At 36.4% G+C, this 16,570-nt stretch carries 14 protein-coding genes; 9 read left to right on the plus strand and 5 right to left on the minus strand.

Annotation, left to right across the window (positions count from 1 at the left end; genetic code table 11):
* Positions 1-74: 74 nt before the first annotated feature.
* Positions 75-494: a transposase gene (locus ACU8DI_RS07480; protein ID WP_447112144.1), complete on the minus strand. Its 420-nt coding sequence runs from the start codon at positions 492-494 to the stop codon at positions 75-77.
* Between the two features lie 350 nt (positions 495-844).
* On the opposite strand from ACU8DI_RS07480, the gene ACU8DI_RS07485 reads away from it, so the two are divergent.
* Complete coding sequence (locus ACU8DI_RS07485) at positions 845-2,767, plus strand: transglutaminase-like domain-containing protein (protein ID WP_447112145.1); 1,923 nt, start codon at positions 845-847, stop codon at positions 2,765-2,767.
* A gap of 10 nt (positions 2,768-2,777) precedes the next feature.
* Complete coding sequence (locus tag ACU8DI_RS07490; protein ID WP_447112146.1) at positions 2,778-4,952, plus strand: hypothetical protein; 2,175 nt, start codon at positions 2,778-2,780, stop codon at positions 4,950-4,952.
* A gap of 35 nt (positions 4,953-4,987) precedes the next feature.
* Here ACU8DI_RS07490 and ACU8DI_RS07495 read toward each other — a convergent pair whose 3' ends face one another.
* Entirely contained in the window at positions 4,988-6,367 is a 1,380-nt protein-coding gene (locus ACU8DI_RS07495; protein ID WP_447112147.1) for an alanine/glycine:cation symporter family protein, read from the minus strand.
* A gap of 87 nt (positions 6,368-6,454) precedes the next feature.
* Here ACU8DI_RS07495 and ACU8DI_RS07500 point away from each other — a divergent pair, with 87 nt between their 5' ends.
* Positions 6,455-7,567, plus strand: coding sequence for a heparan-alpha-glucosaminide N-acetyltransferase domain-containing protein (locus ACU8DI_RS07500; protein ID WP_447112148.1), 1,113 nt, complete (start codon positions 6,455-6,457; stop codon positions 7,565-7,567).
* Positions 7,568-7,600: 33 nt separating this feature from the next.
* Here the strand turns inward: ACU8DI_RS07500 and ACU8DI_RS07505 are convergent, their stop codons facing one another.
* A complete protein-coding gene (locus ACU8DI_RS07505) occupies positions 7,601-8,740 on the minus strand; it encodes a thrombospondin type 3 repeat-containing protein (protein ID WP_447112149.1) in 1,140 nt (379 codons plus the stop codon).
* A gap of 517 nt (positions 8,741-9,257) precedes the next feature.
* Here ACU8DI_RS07505 and ACU8DI_RS07510 point away from each other — a divergent pair.
* On the plus strand, positions 9,258-10,019 hold the full coding sequence (locus ACU8DI_RS07510) for an SDR family oxidoreductase (protein ID WP_447112150.1): 762 nt from the start codon (positions 9,258-9,260) through the stop codon (positions 10,017-10,019).
* A 28-nt stretch (positions 10,020-10,047) separates the two neighbouring features.
* Here the strand turns inward: ACU8DI_RS07510 and ACU8DI_RS07515 are convergent, their stop codons facing one another.
* On the minus strand, positions 10,048-11,010 hold the full coding sequence (locus ACU8DI_RS07515) for a phosphoribosylaminoimidazolesuccinocarboxamide synthase (RefSeq protein ID WP_447112151.1): 963 nt from the start codon (positions 11,008-11,010) through the stop codon (positions 10,048-10,050).
* Positions 11,011-11,119: 109 nt separating this feature from the next.
* On the minus strand, positions 11,120-12,073 hold the full coding sequence (locus ACU8DI_RS07520) for a PhoH family protein (protein WP_447112152.1): 954 nt from the start codon (positions 12,071-12,073) through the stop codon (positions 11,120-11,122).
* Positions 12,074-12,282: 209 nt separating this feature from the next.
* On the opposite strand from ACU8DI_RS07520, the gene ACU8DI_RS07525 reads away from it, so the two are divergent.
* From ACU8DI_RS07525 to gldG, 5 genes are all read left to right on the plus strand, one after another.
* Positions 12,283-13,119: an SAM hydrolase/SAM-dependent halogenase family protein gene (locus ACU8DI_RS07525; protein WP_447112153.1), complete on the plus strand. Its 837-nt coding sequence runs from the start codon at positions 12,283-12,285 to the stop codon at positions 13,117-13,119.
* Positions 13,120-13,124: 5 nt separating this feature from the next.
* Positions 13,125-13,421, plus strand: a complete 297-nt coding sequence (locus tag ACU8DI_RS07530) for a putative quinol monooxygenase (RefSeq protein WP_447112154.1) — start codon at positions 13,125-13,127, stop codon at positions 13,419-13,421.
* 238 nt (positions 13,422-13,659) lie between these two features.
* On the plus strand, positions 13,660-14,388 hold the full coding sequence (gene gldF, locus ACU8DI_RS07535; protein ID WP_447112155.1) for a gliding motility-associated ABC transporter permease subunit GldF: 729 nt from the start codon (positions 13,660-13,662) through the stop codon (positions 14,386-14,388).
* Complete coding sequence (locus ACU8DI_RS07540; RefSeq protein WP_447112156.1) at positions 14,385-14,879, plus strand: hypothetical protein; 495 nt, start codon at positions 14,385-14,387, stop codon at positions 14,877-14,879. The genes gldF and ACU8DI_RS07540 overlap by 4 nt, the downstream gene beginning before the upstream one ends.
* Positions 14,880-14,889: 10 nt before the next feature.
* Positions 14,890-16,539, plus strand: coding sequence for a gliding motility-associated ABC transporter substrate-binding protein GldG (gene gldG / locus ACU8DI_RS07545; protein WP_447112157.1), 1,650 nt, complete (start codon positions 14,890-14,892; stop codon positions 16,537-16,539).
* Positions 16,540-16,570 lie beyond the last annotated feature (31 nt).

Consider the following 16,570-nt stretch of genomic DNA (forward strand, 5'->3'; position numbering starts at 1 on the left):
TTGTGTGCACTACTAAGCTCTTAAAAACCACGCCTTAACAAAAAAATACTATATTTTTTCGTTAATTTAATATACTAATCTTTAAAACGCTCCCATTTTATAAGCATGAATTTATCCCCTAGCTCGGTGACGACAACACCCGCTCCTTTGATATTCTCTGGTTTTTGAAAGAAATTTCCGAGTTCGGAAGTACTTAAAATTTTATAGGTAGGATGGTAATTCGAATTATAAGGACGTTTGATATTGTACTTCTTCACCCAATTCATAATACTGACATGCGAAATCCCCAATATTCGCTCAATTTCACGATAGGTCAAACCTTCGAGATACAGCTGCAATGACTTGTTAACATAATAATCGTCAATTTTTTTTCCCATCTTATTGACAGAAAAATAATACTGGCATTTTTTACATTTATAGCGTTGTCTGTCGTTGACTATACCACTCTTGATGTATCGATCTGAACCACAATTAGGACATAAATCTATCGTCATATATATTTATTTAGCATAAATATATCAATTTAGCAAAAAATAAAAAAATAAATCAAAAAAAGTAACATAGAAAAAGGAATAGAAAAGACTTCAGAATGTCTGACACTGCTTTTAATTCTAGATTCAATAATACGAGCTATTTCAAAAGGTAGTTCAAAAAGATGGAACTCATGACGCCTCAGGAATTCAAAGCTTCAATTACTAAACAATCTGCTTTTTCATATCATTAAATCAAACTTAGCAGTAAGCTGTCGGATATTTAGGTCGTAGCGCGATAAAATTTCAAAAATCCAGTCGAATTATTTTCAGTTTTAAATCATAATAATATATTGCGTCTTTAACACCCTATTATGACTAGATTTATACTGAGCGCTTTACTTCTAGTAATGCTCCATGTCTCCAGTTTTGCTCAAAAACGGATAGACCCTACAGATGAAGATCGTGCAAAAGCCTTACAACTAAAAGAACAATTTCCTGATGATGATATCGCACTCATCAGCAGTAAGGATGTCATTACTTTTGACTTCGACAATCGTGAAGATAAAGTGACTGTAAAACACGTCATGACGGATAACATGATTAATATCGTCCCTAGAGCTGATATCCAAAAATATTGTTTTTACGATGGCGAGTCATCTATAGAAGCATTTGATATTGAATTTAGAAATGGCAAGGACGCCAATTTTTATATCAAGGATGAAGCTTACAAAAGTGATGATTTGTTTCATCATGACAGTCGTGTCAAATACACCAATATGGATTTTGCACAACTTGGTTACCGTTATATCACCATGATTGAAAAGGATTACAAAGACATTAAATATTTCACGAAACTCTATTTTAATAACGACTATCCGGCAGCCTTAAAAACCATTTCCATAGAAATTCCAAAATGGCTTGATATAGAATTGAAAGAGCTGAATTTTGAAGGATATGACATTGATAAAAAGCAAAGCGAAAGCCGTAATGGGAATGCCACCATCCACGAATATACTTTAAAAAATGTATCAGGCATGTACAAAGATCATAATGCTCCAGGTCCAACCTATGTTTATCCGCATATTCTCATCTTGGCGAAATCATATAAACAAAACAACACACGTGTCAATATTTTTGAATCGACACAAGATCTTTACAATTGGTACAAATCATTGGTCAATAGTCTTGAAAATGATAATTCCAAGATTAAGGATAAAGTGAAGGAACTCACTGAAAATGCCACAACTGATGAAGAAAAGATAAAAAACATCTATTATTGGGTTCAAGATAACATCAGGTATATTGCCTTTGAAGACGGTATTGCTGGCTTCAAGCCAGATGAGGCTTCCAGCGTATTTGAAAAACGCTACGGTGATTGTAAAGGTATGGCGAACCTGACTAAGCAAATGTTAGTGGAAGCTGGATTTGATGCGCGACTTACATGGATTGGCACCAAACATATAGCCTACGATTACTCAACGCCTAACTTATCTGTAGATAACCATATGATTTGTACACTTTTCAAAGATGGTGAGCCCATATTTTTAGATGGCACTGAAAAATTCAATGCCTTCGGTGAATATGCCGACCGCATTCAAGGGAAACAAGTACTTATTGAGGATGGCGAAAACTTTATTTTAGAGCACGTGCCTAGTGCGTCTGCCGAATTTAATAAAGAACAGTTTATCTATAACTTGACCCTTTCTGATGACGTTATTACCGGAAAAGTTGATAAATTGTTCAAAGGTGAAAGCAGGTCTGGTCTCCTCTATTATTTCAATACTATTAAAAATGATAAAAAAGATGAATTTCTAGAACGCTACCTAAGTAAAGGTGACAGCAATATAAAAGTATCTAATATTGAAACGTCCGATTTATTAGACCGCGACGAAAACATCAATATTGCTTATGATGTTGCCATTAAAAATGCCGTGTCTTCTTTTGATAATCAAGTTTATATAGATTTAGATTTAGAAAAAGAACTCTCTAATTTCGTCATGGAAGAACGTCACACAGACTACGTTTTCAATTCTAAGAAAGATCTAGAATCGATTACTAATCTCACGATTCCAGCAGGTTACAAAATTTCTCATTTACCAGAAGCCATTGAAATTTCGAACCCTAATTTTGATATGAAGGTTGGTTTTTCTAAAACAGGAAATAAAATTGTTTACAAAAAATCCTTTCAAATTAAGAATGCCAAAATTGAAACTACAGATTTTGAAGCATGGAATGAATTTATTAACCAGCTCAATACCATCTACAACGAACAAATTATCCTAACTAAAGACTAATATTTCCACTATGCGTAACCTCTTATCACTATTAGCGCTGCTAATCACTTTCTCGTCAATATCACAATCTAAGGAAGCTCTTGAAGCAAAAGAGTTTTTTTGGGGAGCCAATGACGCTTATAAAAATGCCACCGAAATTCCTGAAGAATGGCACAACGAATCTGCTGTGATCATTTATAAAAATGAAAACTACGATTTTCATAAGTTCGGAAAAAACGTCACCTATACCACCTCGATAAGAAAGCGATTTAAACTTTTAGATAAAGCCGCACTTGAAGAGTTTTCAGAATTTTCATTTCGAAAGCGTTTTTATTCGTCTAAAGGTCAAATTAGTTGGTTGTCTAGAAAAGGTAACACCTTAGTAGGCATAAAAATCGTAAAACCTGATGGCACCGAAATAGAAATTGATGTCGATAAAGAAGCGGTTGAAGTCGATGGAGAAACAAAATTAGCCATTTCAAATCTTGAAGTTGGTGATATAATTGATTATTACTACTACAAAAGAGAACCTTTTAAAAGTACTTATGCTTTTGGTTTTGATCCTGTAGAAAAGCCTTTAGCAGAAGATTACCCAATCATGGAATACAAGTTATTCTTTGAAACCGAAAATGACTTTTTCATCAATTTTAATTCGTTTAATGGCGCTCCAGATTTAAAGGAAATTCCAACCGAAAAACGCAATATGAGACGCTATGAACTCACGGAAAATAATATTCCGAAAAGTGAGTATACAAGATGGTTCTATCCTTTAGTTGAGCTACCTTCCTATAAATTCCAGGTGTATTTTGCGCGATCAGGAAAATTTGAAGATCGTGCTTTGGCATTTCTTCCTGAAAAAGAAGACATCATAAAAACGAAGGTGTCCAAAGAAGAAGTACTTGATCTTTACGATAAGCGTTTTAAACCCGATGGCGATGTTGGTGATGTCAAAGATTATTTTAAAAATAAAACATTCAATAACGATAGTGAGAAAGTCAAAGCGGCTTACTACTACATGAGACATTATTATCTCACACGTTACATCGAAGCTTTTTATGCCAAAGAGGCTTCTATCGCTCCTTATTCTTTTATGGTTTATGGGAATGACGTTATTTTTATTCAGAATCAGAAACAGTTTGTTCGTCATTTTACAGAGTTTTTAAAGCGTCAAAAGATAGATTATGATATCGTTGTTGGTAAAAAACGTTATGACGGCACCATGGATGAATTGCTTATTGAAAAGAATGTGGAAGTCCTTATTAAAGTCAATACCGCTACTCCATTATATGCCAAGTTTTTTAGTCCGCACACCAATATCAATGAATTCTCTCCTTTAATGGAAGGTACCGAGGTATTCTTATTGTCCTCGGAGAAAACCAAGCGCATCATTGATGTCGTAGAGAATGGTAAGCTTCCAAGCTCGACCTATAATGATAATGAGACCAAGAAAGTGGTTACGGTTACATTGAACGATGATTTTTCTGGAGTTGCAATCGAGTCTGTCAACAGTTATAAGGGGCATGAAAAAACGGATCAGTTGTATGACCGACTTATTTTCAGTGATTATGTTTATGAGGATTATAAAAAATATGAGACTGAGACATGGATTGATCTGGTGAGAAAAAAGCACAAAGAAAAATATCAAACGGAAATAAACGCTTTAATTGATAAGTTAAAAACCAAACAAAAGGAAAGCTTTGAAAATGCCACAAAAGGCGAATACGGTGTCGAAAATATAGAAGATTACGCTTTCAATATTAATGAGAACGGTCGTTTTAGTTTTGATGATTACTTTACATTTACTGAAAGTTTTAGTGCGAAGGATGGATTGATAAAAAAAGCTGGACCAAATGTGATTGTTGAAATCGGGCAATTAATTGGTGGTCAAATCGATTTAAACGAGAAAGAGCGACAAAGAACTGCAGATATTCACATGCCTTACCCTAGAAGCTTTAATTATACTATAAAGCTCAATATTCCTGAAGGCTATACCGTTTCTGGTTTGGAAAACTTGACGAAAAACGTCGACAATGAAACAGGAGCATTTATTAGTTCTGCGACCATGGAAAGCAATCAACTTATTGTGAAGACGTCTAAACAGTACAAACACAATTTTGAACCTAAAGAAAACTGGAACAAAATGATCGCATTTTTGGATGAAGCGCATCAATTTACAGAAGAAAAGATTTTACTGAAAAAACAGTAAAAGCACCAACCTTGTTATATTGGCATCAACGGATACTAAGTGTCTGTTGATGCCAATCTATTTTTATAAGCTTTAATTTCTCGAACCACTCGAGGTGCCATGATAATCGTTGCTATCATCGTAGGTATTGCCATGAGCGCAAATACGCCATCTATAAAATTGATCATAACTTCAAATTGCGTAGTTGCCGCTAGATAAATACTCAAAATATAGAGGTAATTGTACCAATGCTTACGCTCTGCTCCTATCAAAAAAGACAGGCATTTCTTTCCGTAGTAGGCATATGAGAATAAAGAGGACACACTAAAGATGCAAACACATACCATCAATAAATACTGACCAAATCCAGGCATGGCCTTTTGAAATGCAGAAGCTGTCAAACTCACCCCATTATCACTGGTTGTTTCCCAAACGCCTGTCACTAATATAGCCAAAGCCGTGAGTGTACAAACCACCAAGGTATCAATGACAGGACCTAGCATTGCCACTAAACCTTCTCTAACTGGTTCATCTGTTTTAGCCGCGCCATGTGCCATTGGTGCTGTTCCGATTCCCGCTTCATTTGAAAATGCACCACGCTTTATTCCTTGAATGATTAAGGCTCCTAAAACCCCTCCAAAAACAGCGTCGCCTTTCATATAATGAGCTTCAAAAGCATCTGTTACTATTAAGAGCAAATACCTAGGCACCTGATCGTAATGAATCCCTAAAACAATCAACACCAAAATAAAATATAAGATCACCATTGACGGCACCATTTTGGAAGCGATATTGCTAATTCGTTTCAAGCCACCTAAAATGACAATAGCTGTAACAGCCATAAGCACGATCGCAATAATTATATTAGATGTATGACTTACTTCTACTCCATTTGGAATCAATACAATATCATTAATGGCTTGCTTTAATTGATTCACATTAACAACAGGCAATGCGCCTAACATCCCGAATACAGAAAACATAATAGCCATAAATTTCCATCGTTTCCCAAGTCCTTCTCTAATAAAATACATCGGACCACCTTGTAGTTCGCCTGCACTGTCTTTGCCACGATACATGATCGCCAAAGTGGATGTGAAAAACTTTGTTGCCATACCAACAATGGCACTTACCCACATCCAAAACATAGCACCTGGCCCTCCTACAGATATGGCTAAAGCAACACCTGCGATATTTCCCATACCAATAGTTGAAGACAAGGCCGTAGTTAATGCCTTAAAATGGCTAATCTCACCTGGATCATTGGGATCATCATAGGTGCCTTTTAAAACTTGTATGGCGTGCCGAAAAAAACGAAAAGGCAAAAAGCGAGATCTTACGAGTAAATAAAGTCCGCCTCCAATAAGCAGCACTAATAATGGAAAGCCCCAAGCCAATGACGAAAATGCCGCAGTAAATTCTTTTAGTTGCTCCATTAATGGTATAGAATGATGGGTCTAAGATATTAAACTTCGTGTAGCTTAAAAATTAATCTTTTATTTTTACGCCAAACTGAACACCTTTTGAAAGCCAACCGACTCTATTTTATTGATGCTGTTCGCGCCTTCGCCATCCTCATGATGTTGCAAGGGCACTTTATAGACACACTCATTAATCCTATTTATAGAGATGAAATCAATAAGCTATACCAGGTGTGGTCATATTTTAGAGGCATAACAGCGCCCACGTTTTTTACAATTTCAGGATTAGTATTTCTGTATTTACTACTTCGTGCCAAAACCAAAGGTGAAGACTATAAAAGAATTCGAAAAGGATGCTACAGAGGTTTATTACTCATTGGCATCGGTTATCTCTTGCGTGTTGATGTATTTGGTTGGTTTCGAGGCGAATTTAATAGTTATGTGCTTGTTATAGATGTCTTACAATGCATAGGTCTTTCTCTCTTACTATTGATTGGCTGTTATGTCTTACTTCGGAACCATGTACGCTGGCTATCACTATTATTATTGATAGTAGGTTGCTTATGTTTTGTTACAGAGCCTCTATATCGGACATTGGATTTAAAACAGGTGCCCTTAGTTTTTGCGAATTATATGACCAAAGCAAATGGCTCAATTTTCACCATTTTGCCTTGGTTTGGTTTTACAGCGTTTGGTGGCTTTTTGGCAACGGTATTTTTTTCACATGTGCATCGTTCGCGATTTCGAATTGTCACCATCCTATCATTTTTTGTCGTCGGGTGGCTACTCATCGAATACTCCTCTTGGGGACTAATGACATTGTATCATTGGACCGATACCGAACTTTTCAAATCGGCTGCTTATTATAACTATCTATTTACACGCTTCGGAAATGTCCTATGGCTATTTGGTGTATTTTATGCTGCCGAACCCTTTTTAAAACAATCCATTATTAGTAAAATCGGACAAAAAACCTTATCGATTTATGTGATTCACTTTATCATTATCTTCGGAAGTTTTACAGGTTTGGGATTGAAGCATTTTTATGCAAAATCCTTAACGCCTGCTGAAGCTATTATTGGAGCTATCGGTTTTATGGTAATTGTGTGTTTCATATCATTCCATTATGCCAAAACCAACGCTTTTATTTATAATGGTGTTAGGTCAATTGTGAGAGCTATTAAAAACAAGAAGAAGCATCGCGTAGACCACTAAATTTAGTTGTGATCACTTGTTATCATCCTATCTTTAATTATCTGGACAGGTTATTTCTTTTCCGATAAGTTGCCCTGAGCTATTTACCTGATAGCGATAACACTTACCGTCTTGCGATTTCAAAATCACACCGCGATAAGGATTATTTAAAAAGATATCTCCATCGGCAATTTCTAATATTGAATGCGGATTTGTTGTACCTATACCAACACCTCCATTATCCGAGCCCGTATTGAGTCCAACATCATTCTCACACACATCTCCAATGCCATTATTGTTCGTATCGATTTGGGTAGCATTTGCCACATTTGGACAATTATCACATGCATCTCCAACGCCGTCGCCATCAGAATCTGTTTGTGCTGTGTTGGCAGTATTAACACAATTATCTTCAGAATCTAAAATGGTATCCGAATCTGTATCCAATCTTGAGTTGGAGCAACTAAGAACAATATCATATAATGACGAACAATTTACAGCATTATTATTAATAGTTATTGCTCCTAAAATAGATAATTGACCAGTTCTAATGTCATCAAGAATACAACAATCATTAAGCTGTGGATTAGCTTGTAATGTAAATTCACTTCCAACCAAATTGAGAGTCTCTAGAGCAGAAATATCTGTAAGTACAGGATTTGAAAGTATCACTACAGATTTTGGTGCACGCTCTATATTATTCAATCCCTCTAATGACACAAGACTATTATTTCCTATAATTCTAATACTTGAAGTAGTCCCACCACCCAAGGAGGTTAATCCTTCAAAACCAGATAAGTTAACTATATTTGGGTTGCTTTCGACAAATATATAACTTGAAACGCTGACTATGTTTGATAATGCCGACAGTGTAGTTAAAGATGCATTATACCTGATGTCAAGAAAACTTCCAATCGTTGTGAGGTTCTGAAGTCCATTCAAATTTGTTAACAACGGATTGTTTACGATTCTCAAGTAACTTACAACTGTGGTTAAAAAGTTTACACCAGAAAGATCTGTAATATCTGCTCCTATAATATATAGACTATTAACGGTATCACAACTACCAGAATACGTAGCTACAAAAGTGTCAACCTCGGCTTGAGTTGTGAGTGTAAAGTTTCCTGTTCCACAGGTTTGAGAAAACACTTGAGTAACTGAAATTAAAAGTAATGTACAAATATATCTTTTCATCTTACAATAGTTAAAAGAAAGCCGCTCCCTATATATGACTTTCGGTTGCAATATAATGAAATTAATATTTTATCATATATTAAACAAACTCTATCTTGACCACCAACAACCATATTATCAATAACTTACAGTGTGATTGAATATTCTACAGCAACCATTTACATTGTACCATTATCAGCAAAATCGGACAAAAAACCTTTTACATTTACTTCATTCACCTCATTATTATCTTCGGAAGTTTTACAGGTTTGGGACTGAAGCATTTTTATGCAAAATCCTTAACGCCAGCTGAAGCTATTATTGGAGCTATCGGTTTTATGGTAATTGTGTGTTTCATGTCATTCCATTACGCTAAAACGAACGCTTTTGTATATAATGTTGTACGAAAATTGATCAAAAGGTTCAACAGAAAAAACTAACTTTACGTTTTTCGGAATGCATTACAACTTTGACGTATTTCACTACCAGTCACCAAACTATTGTAAGCATCTTTGTAAAAACAATTAAATCAAATTATATGTCAAAACAACAAATCGCTTTAATCACAGGAGGAAGTCGTGGACTCGGTAAGGATATGGCTATCAAACTAGGAAAACAAGGAATTGATGTCGTGATCACTTACCATTCAAATGAGGCAGCTGCAGATGCTGTTGTTTCAGAAATCAAAAGCATGGGACAGCAAGCATTTGCCTTGCAGTTAGATACTGGAAAGACAAACACCTTTGACGCTTTTTTTGAATCGTTATCCAAAAACTTATCGTCTAAAATGCAGGCTTCCAAGATTGATTTTTTAATCAATAATGCTGGTATTGGTATTTATCAGCCGTTTACCGAAACCACTGAGGCACAATTTGACGAACTAATGAACGTGCATTTTAAAGGCGTCTATTTTCTAACTCAAAAGGCGCTACCATATCTTGCTGATGGCAGTCGAATTATCAATATTTCATCAGGTTTGGCGCGATTTACGCTTCCTAATTCTTCAGCCTATGGTTCCATGAAAGGTGCTGTGGATGTGTTTACTAGGTATTTAGCAAAAGAATTAGCTCATCGAAAAATAACGGCGAATGTCGTAGCACCTGGTGCTGTAGCTACCGATTTTGGTGGCGGTGAAAACAAAACCAATGAAAAGAAGCGTGCCATCATTTCCAATGCCACTGCCTTGGGACGTGTTGGTGAACCTGACGATATCGGTGGGATTGTTGCTTTTTTATGTTCAGAAGATGCCCATTGGATCAATGGTCAGCGTATTGAAGCCTCAGGAGGTATATTCTTGTAAAACTCACCTGTCAAATAGTGTCATCAAGTCAATGCGCCCTTAAATAGGCTAACACATTAGTTTCGATGCGTTCTTGAATATTGGATACATCTGCTTTTTCAAATGGTTCGCCCATAATATTCTCGTACAATTCGATGTAGCGCTCACTTACTGTATCTATATACGCGTCGCTCATTTCTGGAACTTTTTGACCTTCCAACCCTTGAAAATTGTTGGAGATGAGCCATTGTCTGACAAATTCTTTAGACAATTGTTTTTGTGGTTCACCTTTATCTTGACGTTCTTGATAACCATCGGCATAAAAATACCGCGACGAATCTGGTGTGTGAATTTCGTCAATAAGCACAATTTTGCCATCTTTTGTTTTTCCGAATTCATATTTGGTGTCAACTAATATGAGTCCGCGTTTTGCAGCAATCTCAGAACCACGTTGAAATAACTTTCTAGTATAATCTTCAAGGACGACATAATCCGCCTCAGACACAATGCCTCTTTTTAGAATATCCTCTCGAGAAATATCCTCGTCATGATCACCCATTTCAGCTTTTGTGGCAGGCGTAATAATAGGTTCAGGGAATTGATCATTTTCCTTCATACCCTCTGGCATAGCAACTCCGCATAACAAACGTTTTCCTGCCTTATATTCTCTTGCTGCATGACCAGACATATAACCACGTATTACCATTTCTACCTTAAACGGTTCACATAGGTGTCCGACAGCCACATTAGGATCGGGTGTCGCCGTTAACCAATTAGGCACTAAATCTTCAGTGGCTTTCATCATACTGGTCGCAATCTGATTAAGGATTTGCCCTTTGTAGGGAATGCCTTTAGGCATCACCACGTCGAATGCGGATAAGCGATCGGTGGCGATCATGACAAGTTCTTGGTCATTAATATTGTAAACTTCGCGAACTTTCCCTTTATAGACACTTTTTTGGTTGGGAAACTTGAAGTTTGATTCGGTGATGGTATGCTTTTGGTTTGCCACGAATAATTAGGTGTTTTGTGATGATCTAAACCCTAGCCCAGATGGAGGCTTTGTTGAAGCTCCTCAACGAGAGCGACTGCCGACAGCTGGAATAAGCTTCTAAAAAAAATTAATCTCTATTCTCTATACTTTTATAAGCCTCAATGACTTTCTTCACTAATTTATGACGAATGACATCTTTGTCGTCCAAGTAAATCATGCCAATACCTTCGACATTTTTCAAGACCAGCAGCGCCTCTTTTAATCCTGAAATCGTACGTCGTGGTAAATCGACTTGTCCTGGATCTCCTGTTAGTAAGAATTTAGCATTTTTACCCATACGTGTCAAAAACATTTTCATTTGGGCGTGTGTGGTATTCTGCCCTTCATCCAAGATCACAAAAGCGTTGTCTAAGGTTCTTCCTCGCATAAAGGCCAATGGTGCAATTTGAATGGTACCGTTCTCAATGAAATGCGCCAATTTCTCGGCAGGAATCATATCGCGTAACGCATCGTATAATGGCTGCATGTACGGATCCAATTTTTCCTTTAAATCCCCAGGAAGAAACCCAAGATTTTCACCTGCCTCTACGGCTGGACGCGTAAGAATGATACGCTTAACCTCTTTGTTTTTTAAGGCCTTTACTGCAAGAGCAACGCCAGTATACGTCTTTCCTGTACCGGCAGGACCAATGGCAAAAACCATATCATTTTTACGCATACTCTCAACCAGTTTTCGTTGGTTCACAGTTTGCGCTTTTATAATACGACCGCTAACGCCATGAACGATAACTTCACCACTCTGATCTGATGTGGTATAATCGTCACTACTCTGACTGGTAAGCACTCGTTCTATCACGTTTTCATCTATTTTATTGTATTTCCCAAAATGCTCCATAAGCATGTTCATACGACGGTCAAACTCTTCGAGTAAGTCTTCATCGCCATAGGCTTTTATACTATTGCCTCTCGCGACAATTTTAAGTTTGGGAAAATATTCTTTTAGTACTTTGATATTGGCATTCTGGGCTCCAAAAAATTCTTTAGGAGTAATTTCTTCTAGTTCTAAAATAAGTTCGTTCAAAAGCGGTAAGAATTATAAATTAATCTGTTTTCTTTTATTAGTTTTGTGATGAAACAAAATAGCGATGTTTTCATAACATTACAATCAAAAATAACTAAACTATTTAATTCTTAAGGTGTCCTTAAGGTTAAAATATGATTAGTTTTTAACAGTTTTGTTTCATTTAAAAAAAGAGCTTAAATCACCCTTAAAATTTCTGCAAGTAATACATGGCAATCATCACATTAACAACCGATTTTGGCGAGAAAGACCACTTTGCTGGCGCCATCAAGGGAGCGATTTATAGTGAATTGCCGGATGTGAGAATTGTTGATATCTCTCATTCTGTAGCGCCTTTTAATGTTCCTGAAGCCGCCTACATTATTCAGAATGCTTACAGTAGCTTTCCGAAAGGCACTATTCATGTGATTGGTATTGATTCTGAACTCAACCCTGAAAATAAACACATTGCCGTAAAATTAGATGATCATTATTTTATTTGTGCCAACAATGGGATTATGAGCATGATTTGTTCTGAAATCGCGCCGCAAAAAATTGTAGAAATTAATATTCACGATCGTGTAGGTACCAGTTTTCCTGTATTGGATGTCTTTGTGAATGTCGCCTGCCACATTGCACGTGGTGGCACTTTGGAAGTCATTGGTAAACTGATAGATCATATAAAACCTATCAAAAACTTAAACCCTTTTGTGAATGATGAAAAAAATCAAATAATAGGTAGCGTCATTTATATTGATAACTATGGCAATGTTATTACAAATATTAAACGCAAATTTTTCGAGAGTGTTCAAAAAACGCGCGACTATGAAATTTCAGCGCGCAGTTATAAGTTTAAAACCATTTATGATAAATACAGCGACGTGATTAATTTTGATATTCCTGAAGATAAACGCTATGATGAAGGCAAAGGATTAGTGGTTTTCAATAGTTCGGGATACTTAGAGATTGCGGTTTATAAGAGTGATAATGCGAGTGTAGGAAGTGCTTCTAGTCTCATGGGTTTAAAAGTTAGAGACACCGTCACTGTTAATTTTTCAAAACTATAATATAGATGTTTGTAAGAATTGTTAAAATGAGTTTCGAACCTTCCAATATTACCACTTTTCTTAATAATTTTGAGGCTAATAAAGACGCAATTAGAGCTTTTGATGGCTGTGAATTTTTGGAACTCTATCAAGACAAAGAGCATTCGCATGTGTTTTTTACATATAGTTATTGGCAAAATGAAAGTCGGTTAGAAGCCTATAGACAATCAGATTTGTTTAGACACATCTGGTCCAAGACCAAACCTTTGTTTAACGCAAAACCAGAAGCCTGGAGTGTTGATAAGCTACATAGCTTGTCGTAAAAAACGGTATCATGACCTACGAAGAAAGAAAATACCTAAAAAAAGAATCAATAACTCCGGTTATCGTATGGATGATTCTGTTTGTTATTGCATTACTTTTTAATCGCTTAGGTACTAAAAAACCGACGTCACAAACCGTGAGTTTTTTTGCTAGCGTATTTAGCTTTACATTTATTGTCTTCTATGGTATCAAATGGATAAAATTTAAAACTCATATCAAAAAGAAACGTCACCACTAATGTTCGCCATTTTAAAAAAAGAAATTAACACCTTTTTCGCCTCACCCATTGGGTATTTGGTGATTGCTGTGTTCCTATTATTAAACGGACTCTTTCTTTGGCTTTTTAAAGGAGAGTTTAATATTCTAGACAACGGATTTGCGGATCTTTCTAACTTTTTCCTATTAGCACCTTGGATACTTATATTCCTAGTACCTGCAGTAACGATGCGTAGTTTTGCAGACGAAAAAAAACAGGGCACCTTAGAATTATTACTCACCAAACCCATTAGCCATTTTAAAATTGTGATGGGTAAATATTTTGGGGCGTTCGTACTGATTGTGTTGGCCTTGATTCCTACATTGTTGTATGTATACACTATTTCCAAATTAGGAAACCCTGAAGGAAATCTTGACATTGGTAGTGTTATGGGCTCGTACTTCGGACTTTTATTTTTGATCGCCTCTTACACAGCCATTGGTATATTTTCATCCAGCTTAACCGATAATCAAATTGTGGCGTTTATCGTGGCTGTTTTTATCTGTTTTATTTTTTATTTTGGTTTCGAAGGCTTATCTAATTACAACCTATTTGGAGATGCTTTTTACCTAGAGAAGTTAGGCATGGAATCGCATTTTAAGAGTATGAGTCGTGGTGTGTTAGACACTCGAGATATTGTGTATTTTCTGAGTATGACAGGCTTCTTTATAGTTTTAACGAGACTCAATCTAAAACAGACGAAACAATGATTATTACCATCCCTTTAGTCATAATCATGTGTGTGGTGTTTGCCTTGGTTTTCCTTTTTGTAAAAACCATAGACCGACGGAAGTGGCTTACCATCTTGGTCAGTCTAGTATTAACACCGCTCGTTTATTTTTATGCAGTGTATCCCATGATAAATATTTTTACGAACTTCCATCATCAAAAACATTTTACGATGGAATTATGGCAAGAGGCACCTGCACTGCGTTATGAACTATCGGACGACTTAATTTCGTCGGAAAAACTTATAGGAAAGACAAAAGAAGAGATTAAAAATCTCTTAGGAAAGGCCGAATGGCTTTCGTGGAATGAAGACGCCAAAGCACATAACGAGAACAAATGGAATTATAGCTTGGGTATTGAACCAGGCGCCTTTAATACAAAAAAGGAATGTTTGGAAGTTGTTTTTACAGACGGCCTCGTCACGATTGTTAATCCCTATAAAGAAACTATAACTTTCGATGCTAAAGAATAAAAAAAATATAATGATCATCGCTGCCACATTGGTTATCATCGTTGTGGTGAATGTGATATCAAGTGGACTTTACCAACGCTTTGATCTTACACAAGATCGTCGGTATACGCTTTCAGAAGCTGCCTTAGAAACGATTTCGGACGTCGAATCTCCCATCGTAATCGATGTGTTTTTAGAAGGCGAATTTCCTTCCGAATTCCGAAGGTTGCGCGATGAAACCCAGCAATTACTTGAGGAATTCAAGGTTTATAATGACAACGTCATTTTCGAATTTATCAATCCTTTAGCCGAAGAAGCGACGCGTAACCAAAACTTACAGCAATTAGCGCAGCGTGGCATGCAACCGTTCCAAATTAATATTAAGGAGAATGGAAAAACAAGTCAGGAGGTTATCATCCCTTGGGCATTGGCTAGTTATAATGAGCAGACGGTCGTTGTTCCACTTATAAAAAATAAAATTGGAGCGACAGATCAGGAACTCGTAAATGGCTCCATACAAAATTTAGAATATGCTTTTGCAGAAGCCTTTAAAAAGTTGATTCGACCGAAGCAAAAGAAAATAGCCATTTTAAAAGGTAACGGTCAGTTAAGTGACATTTATGTGGCTGACTTATTAAAAAAGTTAGGACAGCATTACTTTTTGGCTCCATTTACCTTGGATAGCGTTGCCTCTAATCCTCAAAAGACCTTGAAGGACATCGAGAATTATGACTTGATTATTTCAGCAAAACCGAGTGTTGCCTTTACAGAAGAAGAGAAATACGTTTTGGATCAATATACCATGAACGGTGGGAAAAGTCTTTGGCTTACCGAAAGTATCATTATGGATCGCGACAGCTTAATGAATGAGTCAGGGAAAGGATTTGCCGTGATAAAAGATTTGAATCTCAATGATTTTTTCTTTAAATATGGTGTAAGAGTAAATCCAGTCATTGTCAACGACATGTACTCTGCTCCCATTACACTCGCTATAGGAGAAGGCAGTAATTCCCAGTTTCAACCTTTAAGATGGCCCTATTCGCCCTTAGCGGCTAGCAATCCAAACCATCCCATTACTACCAATCTCGACCCTGTCAAATTTGATTTTGCGAGTCAGATAGACACGTTAAAAAACGGCATTGACAAAACCATCCTGTTACGAAGTTCTCAACTAACAAAACTAGAGGGTGTTCCTCGAGAAATTAGTTTAGACATTGTTACAAAAGAGCCGAATCCAGAGACTTATAAGGAACCCTATCAGACTTTAGCCGTCCTGCTTGAAGGCTCTTTTACATCTGCTTATGATAAGCGCATAAAGCCTTTTAAAATTTCTGATGACAAAACTCAGAGTACACCAACTAAAATGATTATCATCGCTGACGGTGATGTTATCAAAAATGAAGTGATACGCAATCAGCCACAGGAATTAGGCTTTGAGTTTTTAAGTAAACGAAAATTCGGAAATAAAGAGTTTCTCGAAAATGCTGTGAATTACCTTTTAAATGATGACGGACTTATAAACATTCGAACAAAAGAGGTGAAATTAGCCTTTTTAGATACTGAAAAAATCGAAGATGAAAAATCGACTTGGCAAATGGTCAATATCGCAATACCGCTTATATTATTAGGGGTTTTTGGTTTTGTATTTAACTTCTTCAGAAAAAAGAGGTATACAAAATAAGGTGAATATACGCGTAAATTCAGAATTTTTT

It is taken from the genome of Psychroserpens sp. BH13MA-6 (assembly GCF_052983595.1).

Excerpts from the sequence above, each read along its gene's own strand:
- ACU8DI_RS07480 (WP_447112144.1), bottom strand. The coding sequence starts at position 494 with ATGACGATAGATTTATGTCCTAATTGTGGTTCAGATCGATACATCAAG.
- ACU8DI_RS07485 (WP_447112145.1), top strand. The coding sequence starts at position 845 with ATGACTAGATTTATACTGAGCGCTTTACTTCTAGTAATGCTCCATGTC.
- ACU8DI_RS07490 (WP_447112146.1), top strand. The coding sequence starts at position 2,778 with ATGCGTAACCTCTTATCACTATTAGCGCTGCTAATCACTTTCTCGTCA.
- ACU8DI_RS07495 (WP_447112147.1), bottom strand. The coding sequence starts at position 6,367 with ATGGAGCAACTAAAAGAATTTACTGCGGCATTTTCGTCATTGGCTTGG.
- ACU8DI_RS07505 (WP_447112149.1), bottom strand. The coding sequence starts at position 8,740 with ATGAAAAGATATATTTGTACATTACTTTTAATTTCAGTTACTCAAGTG.
- ACU8DI_RS07510 (WP_447112150.1), top strand. The coding sequence starts at position 9,258 with ATGTCAAAACAACAAATCGCTTTAATCACAGGAGGAAGTCGTGGACTC.
- ACU8DI_RS07525 (WP_447112153.1), top strand. The coding sequence starts at position 12,283 with ATGGCAATCATCACATTAACAACCGATTTTGGCGAGAAAGACCACTTT.
- ACU8DI_RS07530 (WP_447112154.1), top strand. The coding sequence starts at position 13,125 with ATGTTTGTAAGAATTGTTAAAATGAGTTTCGAACCTTCCAATATTACC.
- gldF (WP_447112155.1), top strand. The coding sequence starts at position 13,660 with ATGTTCGCCATTTTAAAAAAAGAAATTAACACCTTTTTCGCCTCACCC.
- ACU8DI_RS07540 (WP_447112156.1), top strand. The coding sequence starts at position 14,385 with ATGATTATTACCATCCCTTTAGTCATAATCATGTGTGTGGTGTTTGCC.
- gldG (WP_447112157.1), top strand. The coding sequence starts at position 14,890 with ATGATCATCGCTGCCACATTGGTTATCATCGTTGTGGTGAATGTGATA.